Below are 17354 nucleotides of genomic sequence, written 5' to 3'. Positions count from 1 at the left end.
TCCGCCTGACAACTGAAAACACGACAGCCGGGGCAGTACACGATTTCCGTGTACTGCCCCAGCTGTCGTTTCAGGTCAGTTGTCGTTCAGCGCCGGTTACGCGCCGACGAGATGGCGATGAAAATGATCGCTGCGTCGGTGGGCCTGGCTGAGATTTCTGATCTCACGCAGCCAGAAGTGAGACGCCAGCGTGTTACTGCTTCCGTAACCAGTGCCGGACGTGTCTTCGTCGATCAGGGCGACAAGCGCTTTGATCAGGCTGGTGACCTTGAGGTTGTTGGTCTGAGAATGTCGGAGCAACAGCTCGGCGGCTTCGTCGGTGCTGCAACGGTAGAGGGTGCAGACGATTTCGATACCGCGCTCGCGGATCCGGCCCGAAGTAGTCGGGATCCGTAGACCGTTCGTCGAGTTGCTGTTCGTCTGGTTGTTCGTGTCGTCGGGGTGAATCATGGTGTTGATCAAGGTATTCCTTTGAACCGCAGGGTCTTTGGGCCCGTGCGGTGTGTAGCGCATGTTGATACTGGTGCAGTCGGTACGCGATTGGCGGCGGACTCCGTCGGAGCCTTCGGCCTGGTCAACAATCTGCGGGACTGATGAAAGTGCGTAGTGATCAAAGGCGCGGATTTGCACCGAACTGGAAGTCTGCCCCTGGAACGAATACTGGAACTGTTGTTCCGGGCGAAGCGACCGGCTGCCTGACTGACGGCTGCCCTCTGATAACCCCACCGTACGTCATCGTTGGAGTTTCAGCTAATTCTATTTCGAGCGGCTGAGAGCACTGTGGCCCGTATTACCTGCTCAAGAGGCATTTATGTGGCCGATTATTGCTTGCTTGGTGGTAGCCCAGGCGTCGGTCGTCGGGTTGCCGAACTCGCCGTGGCCGACGCCGGGAAGTTCGATCAGATCGACCACGTCGCCTGCTGCTCGGGCGGCACGGGCATAGCGCCGACTCTGTTCGACCGACACGACCTTGTCTCCGAGTCCGTGGATCACCGTGACGGGGAGGCCGGTGGGGAGGTGCTCGATCGGTGATGCGATGCGGTAGCGATCGGGATGATCGGTAGGCATGCCGCCCAGAAGATTTCGAACAAATCGATCTTTGCCCGCGGTTGCGGCGAGCGTCATGTCGAAGACGCCGGCCATGATCGTCGTCGAGCGAACCGGCACCGAGAGGTTTGGTTCCGGGGCGTCTGCACCCTGTTGGGATCGCGATGCGACCCAGGCGGCAAGTTGTCCACCCGCGGAGTAGCCGGCGATGTGTATACGGCTCAAATCCAGTCGCCCGGAGGCCTTTTCCTGAACGATGCCGGCCAGGGCGTTGGTGGCCGTAACGGTATCGGAGAGCGTGGTCGGCCAACCACCCTGACCGCCGACGCGTCTGTATTCGATGTTCCAGACCGCAATTCCGTACGGGGTCAGGGTTTTTGCCCACGCGCCCGCGTATTCGAGATTGCTCTTCTGGGCCCATCCACCGCCGTGAATGAGTACGACGACCGGCAGGTCACCGTCCGATCCTTCTGGAAGATACAGATCGCCGAAAGTGTCTGCGGCCGCGGCGTAGGCGATGCGGACCGGAGCGACGTCGCGGTCGAGGCCGGTCGCACTGCTGACAGATGCGAGGAGGGCGAGTGCACAGACCAGCACTACGGCGAGATACCCGGCCAAGCGGTCGCGGGAGCGGTGCGCGATGACCTGATTCCTCTCGGCAGGCGACGGACGATAATTCGGAAATCAGTCTATCGGTGCCAGGTGAATTTATGGTGTGAGCGAATGGGCCGTGCTCGCTCGCACGCGGAGTTCGCTACGCGTATAGCTCTGAACTGGGGGTTCGTCACCGTTGACCAGAGCCAACAGTGCATCTACGGCCGCTGCCGCCTGTTCTTGGGGGAAGAAGTCGAAGGCAGTGATCGGGGGCTGGGAAACCAGCAGGGCGGGTTCGTCACTGTCCTGTGCAATCAAGACGTCACCCGGAATCGACAGCCCGAGATCGAGGGCCGCTCGCGCCGCTGCCGGGGCGCAACCGAGAATCAACGACAGGATCGCGTCAGGCGGAGTCGAGGAGTCGAGGGCCTCGCGGGTGGCCGCATACGCGGCCCCGATGAGGCCTCCGACGGTGCTGGCGCCCGGAAACGACGTCAATTCCTCGCTGGTGCGTGGTGCCACCCCTCGGGCGCGGCACCACTCGAAGTAAGCGAAAGTCGTTGCGCGGGTCCACTCCGAATGCATTCCGGGAGTGAGGACGAAAATGTCCCTTGCGCCACGTTCGGCGAGGTGGTTCAGAAGAGTCTCCGTGGTGGAGACGAGGTCCGGTGAGGTGGAGTATCCGAATTGCCCGGATTGTCCAGGACCCACTGCGACAGAGGGGATTCCGATCTTCTGCAGAACCTCGACGCGCGGGTCGTCGACCATCGGGTCGACGACCAGTACGCCGTCCATCTCGATGCGCCGCAGTCCGTTCGGATCTTTCATCGACGGTAGTAGGAGGAGTGAGTGATCGGCGTGGAATGCAGCCTGGGTCGCGGCGGTCGCCACGCGCCCGTACCAGTCGAAATTGAGGTACTCGGCCGATGACAGTTGGTCGGGAGCGGGGAGCATCAGCCCGAGGGTGGCAGTCCGACCCGACCTGAGATTCTGGGCCGACCGATTGGCACGGTATCCAAGGCGGTCGGCAACCTCTTGAACCCGAGCGCGAGTGGCCGCGTCGACCCGGCCCTTGCCGTTGAGTGCATAGGAGACCGTGGACACCGCGACGCCGGCGGCGTTGGCGACATCACGAAGCGTCGGCGAAACAGGGGTAGCCACTGCGGATCGTTTCTACTCGTTGGTCGGTTTGTCTCCAGCCTATCGATCAATCGTTTCGGCATGTTGCGTGCACCGGTGAGGGGCACCTCAAAACAAAACGTCGAATCGTTTCAGCGCAGGTATTGACACTGATGAAACGATTCGGCACTCTCTTAGGAACACCGGGCGAACGTCGAGAGAAATTCGGGCGAACCTCGGGAAACCTGACCAGGCAGGCGCATACTTGCCTTAACTCGCGGAGCCTCCCCATGACCGAAAAAACCGACCCTCCCGGTGCAGGAACGCATTCTGAATCCGGTTCTCCCACGTCATCCTCGGGCCTGCGCGCCGGAACTATCAACAGCCGTCATCTGGTCTTCTTCGTCATCGCCGCAGCGGCGCCACTGACGATCCTGGTGGGATTCGCGCCACTGGGCCTGATGGTTTCCGGCGCTGCGCTTCCGGTGGGGTACGTCGTTCCCGGGATCGTCTATCTACTGTTCGCCGTCGGCTTCACGGCGATGAGCAGGCATATCCGCGGCGCGGGCGCGTTCTACGCCTACATCACCGAAGGGCTCGGAAAAACAGTCGGCGCAGGCGCCTCTGTGCTGGCTTACATCGGCTATCTCGGTGGCCAGATCGGATTCGTCGTCGCTTGCGGCATCTTTCTCTCGTCGACGATCGAGTTGTTCTTGGGAGTAACCGTTTCCGTCTACACCTGCGCATTGGCGGTCGCAGTTCTGGTCGTGGTGGTGGGATATCGCAGGGTCGATATCGGCGCGAAGGTGCTGGCCGTTTTGATGGCGCTCGAGCTCGGCGTCCTCGCAGTCTTCTGTGTGGCGGTTCTGTTGAAAGGCGGCCACGAAGGACTGTCGCTCGACAGTTTTTCGCCGTCGACCTTCATGACAGCCGGACTGGCGAGCGTCTTCGTGTTGACCTTCACCTCCTTCGTCGGTTTCGAGCAAACGGCGATCTACAGCGAGGAAGTTGTCGATTCCAAACGCACAGTGTCGCGTGCGACCTACACAGCAGTCACTGTTCTGGCTGTGGTCTACGCATTCTGTGCTTGGGTGATCGTGCAGGCCGTCGGCCCGAGTCGGATGGGCGACCTACTCGGCGGTGACCCGTCCGAGCTGATCTTCGATCTCAACAATGAATTTGCCGGCTCCATGATGACCGACGTGATGCATCTGTTGATCGTCACGAGCTTCTTCGCGGGTTGCCTTGCCCTCCACAATGCTTGCAGTCGCTATCTGCTCACCATGGGGCGCGCGAAAGTCTTTCCTGCCGCGCTTGCACGGGTTTCGCCGACCACTGGAACGCCGAGCGTCGCCGGAATCACACAAGGCGCACTGGTATTCGCGGCAATCGCCGGCTTTGCGCTGACGCCCGCAGACCCGTACACCCAAGTAGTCGTGTGGACGAATACACCAACGATCATCGGTGTGCTGGTGTTGCAGGTTCTCACTTCCGTCGCCGTGCTCAGGTTCTTCTCGCAGGATTCTCGCGGTGAAGGTCTGTGGCAGAGGTTGATTGCACCCTCGCTCGCTGCAGTGGCGTTGATCGTCGCGCTCGGATACCTCTTGATGAACATGAGTGACCTGACCGGGTTGACCACCGCGCAAAACTTCTTGTTGGCAGTGCCATTGCTGTTGGCTTTCGCATTCGGCATGGGACGCGGGATGCGCGTACGTGAACACTCGGTCGAGGAGTTGTCGGCATGAGCGAATACGCATGGTCGGTCCCCGGAGGGTTGGTCGAACGTCCCGGAATTGTTCCGGGCGCTCCCGAGATATGGGTCTATGCGGACAGGTTCTCGTACTTCGGTGGTGACACCGTCTCGATCCGAGTGCATACCACCGCAGAAGAATACGACCTCGAAATTGTTCGAGACGGCGCCCGGCCGCAACAGGTCGCGCAATACGTCGGTCTGCCGGGCAAGCAGCAGCAGACGCCTGCCGACGCGTACGCAGTGGGCTGCGACTGGTCGGAATCCCTTGCCGTCGAGATAGATCCGAAGTGGACGTCCGGCATGTACTTGGTTCTGGTCCGGATGCTCCACGAAGGGGTGACTATTGAGCGGGAGGGCTTCTTCGTCGTCAAGGCGCGCGAACCCGAGCATGCCGACTTCGTACTCATTCACACCACCAGCACGATGTTGGCCTACAACGACTGGGGTGGGGCAAACCACTACCGAGGTGTTCGGGACGGCTCCGGCGATGTGCCGACACCGATTTCCTCGACGCAGCGTCCCGTCGCGCGGGGGATGTTGCGCAAACCCGAGGGCGCAGCACGCAACATCCACACCGACACACCGGGAATCGGATGGATACCCCGTCACCCGCCGTACGAATGGGCGTGGGTGAACGGCTACTCGCGTCACCATGCGGACGCCTTCTGGGCCACTTACGAGAGGCCGTTCACGGTCTGGGCGGAAGAGCAGGGGTTCCGCGTCCACCACGTGACACAACACGATCTGCATAACGATCCGTCAGCGCTGCATGGATATTCATGCGCAGTTGTCGTCGGTCACGACGAGTACTGGTCCTGGGAGATGCGTGACCGCATAGATGATTTCGTCGAAGAGGGTGGTGGTCTGGCGCGATTCGGCGGGAACTTCCTGTGGCAGGTACGCCTCGAAAACGACGCACAAGTCTGTTACAAGAATCCGTTCGACGATCCGATGCGAGAAGTCGACCCGACCCGGGTGACGACGGCGTGGGATTCGCCCGAGGTTGCCCGACCGGGGGCGTGGACGATGGGATTGACCGGCATGGCCGGTGTCTACAATCGTTACGGTGCAACAACTCCCAGGTCTTCGGGCGGTTTCACGGTATACCGGCCGGATCATTGGGCGTTGAACGGAACCGACCTGTACTACGGAGACAACTTCGGGATCGCCCCGATCTGTGTTGCCGGATTCGAGATGGACGGCGTGGATTTCACGTTCCGGAAGGGCCAGCCGTATGCGACCGGCGTCGACGGCGCTCCCGAGGATCTGGAGATCATCGCGATGGCGCCGGCAGTTTCGGGTTCGCGGGACAAATGGAACGGGAAAGTTCCGATCGGTGCGCCTTTCGCCGAAGTGCAGGGAATCATCGAATGCTTCTATGGCAGTGAGCCTCCAGATCACCTTCGTGATCTCGAATACGGATCGGGAATGGTCGCCTGTCACAAGCGAGGTCTCGGCTCCGTGTTCAACGCAGGTTCCACCGAATGGGTGAACGGGCTGATCCATCACGATCCGTTCACCGAACGAATAACTGCAAACGTACTGAATCTGTTTGCTGCACGAATTTCCAGCTCCAACACGAAGGAAAAATGACATGAGTGTCAACGACATTCGAATGTTCGGGCCAGGGCAGGGGACGCGGTTCATCCCGGAATGGGGTGACGACGCGAGCCCGAACTGGTCGGAATCCGAATGGAGGTCGTTCGGAGATCCGAACGGGGAATACTTCGGCGGTGGTTGGGAAGGCGAGCCCGGCACGCTCTTGTGCGACCCGTATCCGTACGACGAGGTCTGCATCATGATCAGCGGCCGGGTGGCGCTGATCGACCTCGATGGAAACCGTCGCGAATTCTCCGCTGGGGAAGCATTTTTCGTGCCGCAGTCGTTTCGCGGTACCTGGGAGACGGTTGAGCCGTCGAAGAAGTTCTTCGTCGCGCTCCCCGGATCGCGCTCATGACGGTGGAAACTTCGATGACTGTCGCAGCGTTTGGTCACGTGATCAACGGAACGTGCGAGAGCCCGGCAGGTAGACTTTCCGTGCTGGTCGATCCGGTGACCGACAATGTATACGCCCGTGCTGCCGTCGGTTCCGCCGATGACGTCGACCGAGCCTGCCGTTCGTCCGAGAAGGCTGCGCGGTCCTGGCGCCGGTCCACCCCTGCGCGCCGTCAGGAGTTGCTGCTGGCCCTCGCGGACGCGCTGGAAGCAAACGCGAAATATTTCCTTGAGGTCGAATGCCGCAGTACCGGCAAGCCTCTCAGGCAGGTGCGAGACGACGAGATCCCGCAGTGTGTTGACTTTCTGCGGTACTTCGCTGGTATTGCCCGCTCTCTGCCGGGCGTTGCCGCAATGGAGTACACGGAGGGTGCTACGTCTTATGTCAGACGTGAACCCATTGGCGTGATCGGTGCGATCGCTCCTTGGAACTACCCGTTGATGATGGCGGTCTGGAAGATCGCGCCGGCACTCGCGACGGGAAACACCCTCGTGCTCAAGCCGGCCGAGGAGACGCCGGAAACCGCGGTGATGCTGGGAGTGCTTGCAGCGCAGATCTATCCGCCCGGGGTGTTGAACGTAGTGTGCGGCGATCGCGATACCGGAGCCGCGCTCGTCGCTCATCCGGTTCCTCGGATGATTGCGCTGACGGGATCGACGAGAGCGGGTATTTCGGTCGCAAAGGCCGCGTCGGAAGACGTCAAGCTGTTGCATCTCGAACTCGGAGGCAAGGCACCCGCCGTTGTTTTCGCCGACGCGGACCTCGACGGCGCAGTCGCGGGGATTGTTGCCGGGGCCTTTTACAACAGCGGTCAAGATTGCACCGCTGCGACGAGGATTCTCGTTCAAGAGGAGGTTGCGGAGGAGTTCACCGAGAAGTTGACGGCTGCGGCCGCGGACTTGAGGTTGGGCGGACCGGAATCGGGCGATTGTCTCGGCCCCCTGGTCAGCCGCGCTCACCGTGATCGAGTGGCGGAGTTGGTAGAGAGACGCTCAGCAAATACGAACGTATGTATTGGCGGGGGAAAGCCGGCTGGACCAGGGTTTTTCTATCTGCCGACTGTTATTTCCGGGGTGCAGCAGGAAGATGAGCTGGTCCAGGAAGAGATATTCGGGCCGGTTGTCACCGTACAGTCGTTCTCCACCGAGGCTGAAGCGATCGAACTTGCGAACGGGACCAAGTACGCTCTCGCGTCGAGCGTGTGGACGTCCGACCACGGCACCGCGATGAGGATGACGGCCGAACTGGATTTCGGCTGCGTCTGGGTGGGAGCCCACGGAATGCTCGCCGCTGAGATGCCTCACGGTGGCTTCGCCGGGTCGGGTTACGGCAAGGATCTGTCGGAGCTCGCACTGGCGGAGTACACGAGGGCCAAGCACGTCATGCATGTGACGAGCGTCTGACTCCTCGGCAATATCCAACGACGGCCATCTGCCCGCGCTGCGGGCCGGTGGCCGTCGTCGTGCCTCGGTGGACCTGCAAGCTGCTGTTTGAATATGTTGCAGTGCAACATGTTTAGAGAGAATTTTCGTTGATTCGGGCCGCGAATGCCGGTAAAGTGACGTGTGCAACATTGCGCACTTCGGCGCACATTCAACCCCACTTTCAGTTCTGACTCCAGGAGACTGCCATGGGTTCATCCGACACCGATCTCAAAGCGCTCGACAGCGTTATCACCGTCGCCGGTGCATTGGCGGCGATATTCGGCGGAATCGCCGGAGTTGCCGGGCTGGCCAATTTTCTCGGAACCGGCGGCGGTTCTTAGGTTTTCAGCTGACATCAGTGAGGCTCGGACCGTTCGATTCTGACGATCAGATCCGCGCGTGGCCTGACTGCGCTGATCAACTCGGCGTTCGGCTGATCTACCCGTTTCACCCACTCTGCAGCCGCTTCGGAACTCTTTCCGAAGCGGCTGTGGCGTTTCACCAAGCGCTTCGTCCGAGTTTCCTCCGGAACGTCGAGATACCAGACCTCGTCGAGTGCTGCTCGCACTTCCTGCCATCCACCACTGGGTAGGAGGAGATAGTTCCCCTCGGTGACTATCAGCGGTGTACATGGATCGACAGCCGTTGTGCTGCCTATTGATTCGTCGAACTCGCGATCGAAGACCGGAGCATAGACCGTCGAGTTCGAGGCTCGGAGTCGGCGTAGTAGAGCCGCGTAGCCGTCGACGTCGAAGGTGTCCGGTGCGCCTTTGCGTTCATGCCTGCCGAGTCGGTCGAGTTCCCGATTGGCAAGATGAAAACCGTCCATCTCGACGATGGAGCAACGAGAACCTAATTTCCGCACAATTGCCTGTGACACCGTCGACTTTCCGGCTCCCGGTGCGCCCGTGATGCCGAGGATTCTCCGACCGTCGTCGGTGATCAGGGAAGCAGCGCGTGAAGCAAGTTGGTCGAGCGTCAGCGAGACGGTCGGCGGTGAGGTCGTCACGTGTTGCTCCGATCAGTCCGAAGGGCCGGTGCATCGAGAGTACGCCGGAGGCTTTCGGCCATTGACAGTCTGAATGGACTGTGAAACTGTGATCCATGCCACTCGAGAAGTTGGAGGTGAGACCGTGACCCTGCGCGATGCGCAGCGCGAAGCGACGCGCCACCGGATTCTCGATGCGGCAACGGATTTACTGATAGCGGACGGTTATTCATCTCTGACGGCGCAGTCGGTGCAAACCGCTGCCGGAGTCAGTCGGGGCGCTCTGCTGCACCACTTTCCGAACATGCAGGAGCTCACTGCGGCGTTGGTGTCGAACATCGTCGTACGGAACGAGGTGGCGGTAAGAGCTGCCATGTCTCGGCAGGATTCGTCGGTTGACACGATCGAGAACTCGATCTCCGCTCTGTATTCGGCGTTGACTCAGCCGCCATTTCAAGCGGAACTCGAACTGTGGTCCGCAGCGCGGACGGATCCGGTGTTGGCCGAGGTGCTCCGGGAATCGGAGCGAATCGCCGGACGGGATCTGCGGCGAGTTGTCCACGATGCTTTCGGTCCCGAAATTGTTGCTTCCGAGAACTATTCGCAGATTGCAGATCTGACGGTGCTGATGCTCCGTGGTTTGGCGCTGTCCCGGGCAGTGCAGAAGAGCGACGCGTCTGCGCGTCGTTCGATCAGTCAATGGGCAGGCGTCGTTCGCCTGCTCCTCACCCAGAACTAGCGCAACTCGTTCCGAGCGAGGCGCGCTCTGTCGACAGGACCGATGATGACGGATTTTGCGACCCTGAAGTACGAGACGTCCGGTGGTAAAGCGTATATCACGCTCAACCGTCCCGATCGGCTCAACGCGATCGACGACCGGATGCCGTCGGACATTCGAAACGCGGTGGCAGCAGCCAATGACGACGACGAGGTCCGTGTGATCGTCTTGCAAGGTGCGGGCAAGGCGTTTTGTGCCGGGTACGACCTCAAGAAGTTTGCCGAAGGCGACCTTGACGGAAAGTGGAACCAGGGCCCGGTCTGGGACCCCATCAAGGACTTTCGCGGGATGAAGCAGAACACCGACGACTTCTTCACGCTCTGGCGATCGCTCAAGCCGACGATCTGCAAGGTTCAGGGATATGCGATTGCCGGTGGGAGTGACATCGCGCTGTCCTGCGACATGCTGATCATGGCCGACGACGCTCGCATCGGATACCCGCCTGCGCGTGTGTGGGGTTGCCCGACGACGGCGATGTGGGTGTACCGGCTCGGAGCCCAGCGTGCCAAGCGAATGCTGTTGACGGGAGACACCATTGACGGTGTCACTGCGGCTGACTGGGGATTGGCGCTCGAAGCGGTGCCGGCCGACGAATTGGACTCGGCGGTGGAAGCGTTGGCGGATCGCATCGCCGGTGTTCCGCTCAATCAGTTGGCCATGCAGAAGATGATGATCAACCAGGCGTACGACAACATGGGATTGCAAGGCACCCAGGTACTGGCAACCCTGTTCGACGGAATTACGCGTCACTCCCCGGAGGGGCGCTGGTTCAAGGATTTTGCCGAGCGCGACGGATTCCATGCCGCGGTTCAGTACCGCGATTCCGGACGCAAGATTCCAGACGGAGGCGGGCCGCTCCCCGCGTCCGACACCCCTCCTCGATAGAAAGTGGATGTGAGATGAGCAGTGTTCTCGAAACGTCGTACTTCCCCGCTGACGTGTCTGACCCGATAGAGGAGCAAACGGTGGGTGGGCTGCTGCGAGAGTGCGCCGCGGACTCGCCGAATCTGATTGCAATCAGAGAAGTGGTTCCGACGCAATCGCATTCGCTCTCCGGGGCGGCTGAAACCGATCGCACGTGGACCTTCGCGCAACTGCTGGACGAAGCGGAGGGGTGTGCGCACTACCTCTTGTCCCAGTTCGATCGCGGAGACAGGATCACCGTCTGGGCTCCGAACGTTCCGGAATGGATGATTCTGCAATACGGCGCCGCGCTCGCCGGGATGGTTCTGGTGACCGCCAATCCTGCGTTGGGTGCGGAGGAGCTGGCGTACGTCTTGTCGCAGTCCCAGTCTCGGGGGCTCTTCCACACCGGAAAGTTTCGCGGTGGCGATATGGCAGCGGTTGCATCCGAGGCGATTTCGATTTCGGGAGAAGAAGTTCTTGCAGTCAACTTCGAGGAGTGGGATCGCCAGGTTCGAGGTTGGGCGGGCGAACGGGGCGCTCTGCCCGAAGTCTCGCCTGACGACAATGCGCAGATCCAGTACACGTCGGGAACCACCGGAGTTCCCAAAGGTGCTCTGTTGCATCACCGCGGATTGGTCAACAATGCCGATTTTGTGAGTCGGAGAGGCCGATTCCCTGAGCGGGGTTCGGTTGTGTCGGCCATGCCGCTGTTCCACACCGCCGGGTGCGGCATCCTGGTTCTCGGCGCCGCGCAGCGAAGAATGTCCATCGGCCTGATCCAGTACTTCGATCCGACTGCGGTTCTCGATGCGGCGGAACGCTTTCACGCTGACGTGGTCAGTGGAGTGCCGACGATGCTGATCGCGATGATCAACGACGCCAGCTTCGCGAGCCGCGACTTCTCGGCCTGTTCGGTGGTCGTATCCGGCGGGTCGTCGGTCCCGCCCGAACTCGTCAGCACGGTGGAGTCGGCCTTCGGGGCGGGGTTCAGCATCGTCTACGGACAAACCGAGGCCAGCCCCGTCATCACACAGACCAGCCCGGCCGACACCCACGAAGACAAGTCGGAGACGGTCGGACTCGCGTTGCCGCAGGTCGAGGTGAAGATCTCCGACGTCGTGACCGGGGACAGCGTGCCGCTCGGCGAACAAGGCGAGATCTGCGCGCGCGGGTACCTCGTCATGACCGAGTACTTCCGTAATCCGGAGGCTTCGGCCGACACCGTGGACAAGGACGGTTGGTTGCATACCGGCGATTTGGGGACGATGGACGAACGTGGATACGTCCGGGTTACCGGCCGCCTCAAGGACATGATCATCCGCGGCGGTGAGAACATCTATCCGCGTGAGGTCGAGTCCGTGATCTTCACACATCCGAAGATTCTCGACGTGGCGGTCGTGGGTGTGCCCGACGAGGTGTGGGGTGAGCGAGTTGTCGCCGTCATCCGCTGGAAGGACGAGTCCGACCAACCGACCGCCGCTGAACTGGTCGAGTTCTGCACCGAGCGACTGGCGCGCCACAAGGCGCCCAAGGAGTGGTTCAGCGCGGAGGCGTTCCCACTGACAGGGTCGGGCAAGATCCAGAAATATCGAATTGCGAGCCTGGTCGGCGAAGGCGTGTACGGCGTCGTCAACTGATCGGTGCTCATAGCACGTCGGAGCGATTCTGTCTGGGTTATCCCCGTAAATCGCTTCGACGTGCCCTGTTTATCCTGGTGCCGTGAGTTCAACCTTCGGTGAGACCGGACACAACGCCACCTCCAACCGCATTCGCGCCACAGCGTTTGCGTCGAAGGTGATGTCCGCGTCCGACGCCGTGAAGTTCATCAACCCGGGCGACACCGTCGCGATCAGCGGTTTCGCAAGCGCCGGTACACCAAAGGTTGTCATTCCGGCCCTGGCCGAGCGCATTCACCGGACCCGCGGCAACGGATCGAACTTCACGATCAATCTCCTGACCGGCGCTTCTGTGTCCACCGAGACCGAAAGGCTGCTCGCGGAGGTCGACGGAATCGCGCTGCGCATGCCGTATCAGTCCGAGGCCACCGCACGTCGCCGGATCAACGACGGTCGTATGGACTACGTGGACATCCATCTCTCCCACGTGGCTCAGCAGGTGTGGGAGGGCTACTACGGCAACGTAGACGTCGCGGTGGTCGAGGTCGCCGGTATCACCGAATCAGGGGAATTGATTCCCTCCGCGTCGATTGGCAACAACAAGACCTGGCTGGACGTCGCCGACAGGGTCATCCTCGAAGTCAACTCGTGGGTGCCCGAGGCGATGGAAGGTATTCACGACGTCTATTACGGCACCGCGCTGCCGCCGCATCGCAAGCCGCTCGAGATCATTCGTGTCGAGGACCGGATCGGCCAGACCACGTTCCGAGTGGATCCCACGAAGGTTGTGGCCGTTGTCGAGACCAACTGCCGTGACAGCGCGAGCCCTCTCACTGCACCCGATGCCGTCAGTGAGGCGATCGCCGGCCACGTCCTGGAATTCTTCGACTTCGAGGTGCGCGCCGGACGGATGCCGGCCGATACGTTGCTTCCGCTGCAGGCGGGCATCGGCAATGTCGCCAACGCGGTGCTCGGAGGGCTCGATCGGGGGCCGTATCGCGGCCTGACCTGCTACTCCGAGGTCATCCAGGACGGGATGCTGAAGCTGATCAAGGACGGAACCGTCGCGCATGCGTCGTCGACGGCTTTGGCGCTCACCGAAGAGGGCATCGAAGAACTGACCGCGAACATCGACTTCTACCGCCACCACATCACGCTCCGTCCGCAGGAGATCAGCAACCACCCGGAGGTGGTGCGCAGGCTCGGAATCATCGCCATGAACGGCATGCTCGAGGCCGACATCTACGGCAACGTGAACTCGACGCACGTCATGGGGACGAAGATCATGAACGGAATCGGCGGCTCGGGGGACTTCGCCCGCAACGGCTACGTGTCCATGTTCCTGAGCCCGTCGACGGCCCGCGGCGGTGAGATCTCGGCGATCGTGCCGATGGTTCCGCACGTCGACCACACCGAGCACGACACTCAGGTGTTGGTGACCGAGCAGGGGTTGGCGGATCTGCGCGGTCTGTCGCCGCGGCGACGCGCGCGCCTGATCGTCGACAAGTGTGCTCACCCGGAATTCCGCCCACTGCTCCACGATTACATCGCTCGCGCCGACGCTCAACCGGGTGCGGGGCAGACGCCGCACATCCTGGGCGAGGCATTCTCGTTCCATCAGCGGTACATCGACACGGGTTCGATGCGCCTTTCGTGAAGCCAGGCAATGCTGCCGGCAGTGAGAGAATGCGAGGGTGAGCCGAACCGGGGTACCTGACGACGCCATACGCCGGGTTGCCGCGGCGGGGGCCGATGACGCCGGTGGCCTGCCCGTCGAACTGCTGGGTGATTTCCTCGACGTGCTCAGCGACGCTGTCTGTGAAGGGAAACCGCTGCAGCGTCGCCAGCTGCACCGCTTCCGCGCTCGCGGGGAAGAAGCAGCGCAGCAGGGTGTCGCCTTGCGAGCCCTGCTCGATCTGTATCTCTCCTCGGCCTGGCGTCTGTGGCGTGAACTGCCTGCTGTTATTGCGGCACAATCGGATCCGAATGCCGTCGTCGCGGCCGGCGAAGTGATGCTGCGTGCCGTCGACGATGCCGTCGCCGAACTGGCCGAAGGGTTTCAGTTGGCCAGACGTTCTCTGGTCCGCTCGCAGGTATCGGCACGCCGCGAGTTCGTCGACGACTTGTTGACGGGCGGCGCTGACGTCGTCGGATTGTTGGATCGCGCTTCAGGATTCGGTCTCCACCTCAGTGGTCCGCATGCCGTGGCGGTAGTGACCGCCGCCCGTGAGTTCACCGACGACAACCCTTTGGTGCGCGCCGTCGAACGTGCCGTTCTGGGTAGCAAGGGTGACGCCGACGCGTTGGTCGCCAGCAAGAGCGGCAAACTGGTGGTCGTTTTCGCGGCGCCGGATCGCGATGCCGTCGACCACGTGCTGGCAGGGATTCGGTCGGCTCTCGGACCGGGGACCGATGACGTTGGGCGAGTGCAGTTGCAGCGGCGTCCTTTGGACGGCACGTGGCAGATCGCTGTCGGGCGCCCTCGAACCACCGCTTCGGGCGTGGTGGCGTCGTACCGGGAGGCGCTGGACGCACTGGACCTGGCGCAGCGCCTGTCGTTGACCGCACCGATCATCGATGCTCGTGACCTGCTGGTCTACCGGGTTCTGGTCAACGACAGACCGGCGGTCACCGACCTGATCCACACCCTTCTCACACCGCTGCTCGAGGCGCGTGGTGGCGCTGGACCGATGATCGACACACTGCTCGCGTACTTTTCCGCCGGCGGCAATACGGCTAAGACCGCCCGAGACCTGCATTTGTCCGTCCGCGCCGTGACGTACCGGTTGGACCGCATCCGTGAACTCACCGGTCAGAACGTCAACGATCCCAACGACAGCTTCGCGCTCCACGCTGCCGTACTGGGTGCGAAGCTGCTCGACTGGCCGGCCACCGAGCTGACCTGATCAGCTTGCGCGGGCGCGTTCTTCGTAGGCAGCACGTGCCGCGGTGTCGACGTCGCCGAGAAACTGCGTCTCGACGCCGAACAGTCGGCTCAATGCCTCGTACGGCCGCCGGGGGAAGAAGCCCTGTGCCTGCACGAGCAGCCCGGACACCCGCGTAATACGTACGCGTGGACGCGGTTTGGTGATCAAGCCGACGACGGCTTCGGCGATTTCCTCCGGCTGAACCTCTCGGAATCCCTTCATTCCCGAAGTGCCCGAGGTGAGTTGGGTGTTGGTGAGCGTCGGCAGCACGGACGAGATGTGAACTCCGGTGCCACGAACTTCCTTGCGGACAGAATCGGTGAAGCCCAACACCGCATGCTTGGCGCCGCAGTACGTCGACAAACCGGGGCACGGGAGTTCGCCTGCAAGCGAAGCGATGTTGATGACGTGTCCACGTCCGCGCGGAAGCATCCGTCGCAATGCGAGCTTGGTTCCCGTGATCACGCCGAGGACGTCGATCTCGATGATGCGTCTGGTCACGGAGTCGTCCTCGTCGACGATCCGTCCGACCGGCATGATGCCCGCATTGTTGACCAGCACGTCGATCGGGCCGAGTTCACCTTCGACGGTGTCGAGGAAGTCGAAGAACGAGGCGGGGTCGGTGACGTCGAGGCGCCCGAACGTGCGGATGCCCAAATCCTTGGCTGCTCGCGCGAGAGTGGCTTCGTCGATGTCGCCGATCGCGACCGTCGCACCCAGGCTGATCAGCCGCTTCGCGGTGGCGTATCCGATGCCCCGGGCGCCGCCGGTGATGACCACTACCTGACCGTCGAAAGGTTTGTTCATTTACTCCAGCGTCTCCAAAGATAGGGGTTGGTTGCAGTGAGATGAATCTGCAGTGAGATGTGATTGTGGACCAGTCGAAACCGGGTTGCTAGGGCTTCTTGGCCGAAGTGAGACGATAGATTTGTGACTAAGTCACAATCAGGATGACAAGTCGGGGAGGCGCCATGGACACATCGGAGTTGGACGGCTGGATTGCAAATCTCGCGCCCATCTATCTCCAGCCGGAGGTGATCGACGGTTTCGTTCAACGCATCGACGACGCCATTGCGGTGGCCAATCCTGAAGTGGCGGGTGATCGGGAGCTACGACGCGATGTGGATGCGAGCACTGCGGCGCAGCTTCGCGTCATCGTGGCCGCGATCGCGGGCGGTTCCCAGGAGGTCACGCCGCCGCCGGAGTCGGTTGCGCTTGCACTCACCGTTGCCAGGCGCGGTATGGATCTTCGAGTCCTGCTCAAGATCTACGGTGCCGGACGCCTCGCGATGCTGGGCTTCGTCGACGAGTCGATAGAAGCACTTCCGATCGGTCCGGAACTCAAGCGCGCACTTCTGGTCCGAGTGTGGGGTTCGGCGATGAGATGGCTGGAAGTGACCACCGAATTGTTGGTGGCAACGTATGCGAAGGAGCGTGAGAGCTTGGCGCGCGGCGCTTTTGCGCGTCGGTCCGAGACGGTGCACGCGATTGTCGCAGGCGAAGCACTTCACTCCGATGAGGTGTCGCAGATTCTCGACTACCCGATGCGGCGCCACCACACTGCGTTTGTTCTCTGGACGGACGACACCGATCCGGCCGCCGACGTATTGGCCCGATTGGACTCGTATGCGCGTTCCTTTGTGGACGAGTCGAATGCCGAGCGCGTGCTGACGCTGCCTTCGGGGGCGCGCGAGGTGTGGTCGTGGGTCGCGCATTTCGACGACCATGAGTGGGCGGCGCTCGATCGTGCTCGGAATTCGGACCTCCGTGTCGCGGTGGGGGCCAGCGGTTACGGAATGGAAGGATTCGCGCGCAGTCACCGCGAGGCTCTCGCCGCGCAGCGCATCGCGGTCCGTTCGACGGGTTCGCCGGGGGTCACCGTCTACGAAGATGTTCAGGTTCCCTGTCTGCTCACCGAAGATCTGGACGAACTGCGTGCGTTGGTGGCCCGGGAATTGAAAGGACTCGCCGGCGCGGACGGTGTCACGACGCGTATCCGTGACACCGTTCGGGTCTATTACGAGAACAATTGCACTGCAGCCGCTACCGCCGTGGCGCTCGGTCTGCACAAGAACACCGTGCGGTATCGACTCGATCAGGCCGAAAAGCTGTTAGACCGCAGCGTGGACCAGCGTCGGCTGCCAACAGAGTTGGCGCTCATCGCGCTGGAGAGCTACGGAGCCGCCCTCCTGGCGAACCCGTGACT

General features: G+C 61.8%; 16 protein-coding genes. 11 read left to right on the top strand and 5 right to left on the bottom strand.

The window, feature by feature from the left end; translation table 11 throughout:
- Positions 1-96: 96 nt before the first annotated feature.
- The 3 genes from M0639_RS27245 to M0639_RS27235 all read right to left on the bottom strand — a co-directional run bounded on the left by M0639_RS27245 (position 97) and on the right by M0639_RS27235 (position 2802).
- Positions 97-462 carry a hypothetical protein gene (locus M0639_RS27245; RefSeq protein ID WP_007730475.1) on the bottom strand — a complete coding sequence of 122 codons (366 nt, stop codon included), beginning with the start codon at positions 460-462 and terminating at the stop codon, positions 97-99.
- A 336-nt stretch (positions 463-798) separates the two neighbouring features.
- Complete coding sequence (locus tag M0639_RS27240; protein WP_225320177.1) at positions 799-1665, bottom strand: alpha/beta hydrolase family protein; 867 nt, start codon at positions 1663-1665, stop codon at positions 799-801.
- A gap of 90 nt (positions 1666-1755) precedes the next feature.
- The gene (locus M0639_RS27235) at positions 1756-2802 is read right to left on the bottom strand and encodes a LacI family DNA-binding transcriptional regulator (RefSeq protein WP_007730477.1); all 1047 of its coding nucleotides are present in this window, start codon (positions 2800-2802) and stop codon (positions 1756-1758) included.
- Positions 2803-3050: 248 nt separating this feature from the next.
- On the opposite strand from M0639_RS27235, the gene M0639_RS27230 reads away from it, so the two are divergent.
- From M0639_RS27230 to M0639_RS34980, 5 genes are all read left to right on the top strand, one after another.
- Positions 3051-4505, top strand: coding sequence for an APC family permease (locus M0639_RS27230; protein WP_064075034.1), 1455 nt, complete (start codon positions 3051-3053; stop codon positions 4503-4505).
- Positions 4502-6106: a N,N-dimethylformamidase beta subunit family domain-containing protein gene (locus M0639_RS27225; protein WP_064075033.1), complete on the top strand. Its 1605-nt coding sequence runs from the start codon at positions 4502-4504 to the stop codon at positions 6104-6106. The genes M0639_RS27230 and M0639_RS27225 overlap by 4 nt, the downstream gene beginning before the upstream one ends.
- Position 6107: 1 nt before the next feature.
- A complete protein-coding gene (locus M0639_RS27220) occupies positions 6108-6470 on the top strand; it encodes a cupin domain-containing protein (RefSeq protein ID WP_007730501.1) in 363 nt (120 codons plus the stop codon).
- Entirely contained in the window at positions 6467-7912 is a 1446-nt protein-coding gene (locus M0639_RS27215) for an aminobutyraldehyde dehydrogenase (RefSeq protein ID WP_064075032.1), read from the top strand. Before M0639_RS27220 ends, M0639_RS27215 begins: the two co-directional genes overlap by 4 nt.
- A 227-nt stretch (positions 7913-8139) precedes the next feature.
- Complete coding sequence (locus M0639_RS34980) at positions 8140-8274, top strand: hypothetical protein (protein ID WP_257217603.1); 135 nt, start codon at positions 8140-8142, stop codon at positions 8272-8274.
- Between the two features lie 14 nt (positions 8275-8288).
- Here M0639_RS34980 and M0639_RS27210 read toward each other — a convergent pair whose 3' ends face one another.
- A complete protein-coding gene (locus tag M0639_RS27210) occupies positions 8289-8942 on the bottom strand; it encodes a nucleoside/nucleotide kinase family protein (protein WP_007730507.1) in 654 nt (217 codons plus the stop codon).
- Positions 8943-9066: 124 nt separating this feature from the next.
- On the opposite strand from M0639_RS27210, the gene M0639_RS27205 reads away from it, so the two are divergent.
- The 5 genes from M0639_RS27205 to M0639_RS27185 all read left to right on the top strand — a co-directional run bounded on the left by M0639_RS27205 (position 9067) and on the right by M0639_RS27185 (position 15127).
- A complete protein-coding gene (locus tag M0639_RS27205) occupies positions 9067-9660 on the top strand; it encodes a TetR/AcrR family transcriptional regulator (RefSeq protein WP_007730510.1) in 594 nt (197 codons plus the stop codon).
- Positions 9661-9705: 45 nt separating this feature from the next.
- Complete coding sequence (locus M0639_RS27200; protein WP_223304467.1) at positions 9706-10584, top strand: crotonase/enoyl-CoA hydratase family protein; 879 nt, start codon at positions 9706-9708, stop codon at positions 10582-10584.
- Positions 10585-10598: 14 nt separating this feature from the next.
- Positions 10599-12242: an AMP-binding protein gene (locus M0639_RS27195; protein WP_050656917.1), complete on the top strand. Its 1644-nt coding sequence runs from the start codon at positions 10599-10601 to the stop codon at positions 12240-12242.
- A gap of 82 nt (positions 12243-12324) precedes the next feature.
- Positions 12325-13878 carry a succinyl-CoA:acetate CoA-transferase ScpC gene (gene scpC, locus M0639_RS27190; protein ID WP_007730514.1) on the top strand — a complete coding sequence of 518 codons (1554 nt, stop codon included), beginning with the start codon at positions 12325-12327 and terminating at the stop codon, positions 13876-13878.
- Positions 13879-13915: 37 nt separating this feature from the next.
- Positions 13916-15127, top strand: coding sequence for a PucR family transcriptional regulator (locus tag M0639_RS27185; RefSeq protein ID WP_042451559.1), 1212 nt, complete (start codon positions 13916-13918; stop codon positions 15125-15127).
- Here the strand turns inward: M0639_RS27185 and M0639_RS27180 are convergent, their stop codons facing one another.
- Positions 15128-15955 carry an SDR family oxidoreductase gene (locus M0639_RS27180; protein ID WP_003942902.1) on the bottom strand — a complete coding sequence of 276 codons (828 nt, stop codon included), beginning with the start codon at positions 15953-15955 and terminating at the stop codon, positions 15128-15130.
- Positions 15956-16119: 164 nt separating this feature from the next.
- On the opposite strand from M0639_RS27180, the gene M0639_RS27175 reads away from it, so the two are divergent.
- A complete protein-coding gene (locus M0639_RS27175) occupies positions 16120-17352 on the top strand; it encodes a PucR family transcriptional regulator (RefSeq protein ID WP_042451555.1) in 1233 nt (410 codons plus the stop codon).
- Positions 17353-17354: the final 2 nt, after the last annotated feature.

The sequence above is a fragment of the Rhodococcus qingshengii JCM 15477 genome (assembly GCF_023221595.1).
Classification (GTDB): domain Bacteria; phylum Actinomycetota; class Actinomycetes; order Mycobacteriales; family Mycobacteriaceae; genus Rhodococcus_F; species Rhodococcus_F qingshengii.
This window is presented reverse-complemented; position numbering and strand designations above follow the sequence as displayed.

Coding starts and splice junctions, on each gene's coding strand:
- M0639_RS27200 (WP_223304467.1), top strand. CDS start 9,706: ATGACGGATTTTGCGACCCTGAAGTACGAGACGTCCGGTGGTAAAGCG.
- M0639_RS27220 (WP_007730501.1), top strand. CDS start 6,108: ATGAGTGTCAACGACATTCGAATGTTCGGGCCAGGGCAGGGGACGCGG.
- M0639_RS27180 (WP_003942902.1), bottom strand. CDS start 15,955: ATGAACAAACCTTTCGACGGTCAGGTAGTGGTCATCACCGGCGGCGCC.
- M0639_RS34980 (WP_257217603.1), top strand. CDS start 8,140: ATGGGTTCATCCGACACCGATCTCAAAGCGCTCGACAGCGTTATCACC.
- M0639_RS27225 (WP_064075033.1), top strand. CDS start 4,502: ATGAGCGAATACGCATGGTCGGTCCCCGGAGGGTTGGTCGAACGTCCC.
- M0639_RS27230 (WP_064075034.1), top strand. CDS start 3,051: ATGACCGAAAAAACCGACCCTCCCGGTGCAGGAACGCATTCTGAATCC.
- M0639_RS27195 (WP_050656917.1), top strand. CDS start 10,599: ATGAGCAGTGTTCTCGAAACGTCGTACTTCCCCGCTGACGTGTCTGAC.
- M0639_RS27215 (WP_064075032.1), top strand. CDS start 6,467: ATGACGGTGGAAACTTCGATGACTGTCGCAGCGTTTGGTCACGTGATC.
- M0639_RS27175 (WP_042451555.1), top strand. CDS start 16,120: ATGGACACATCGGAGTTGGACGGCTGGATTGCAAATCTCGCGCCCATC.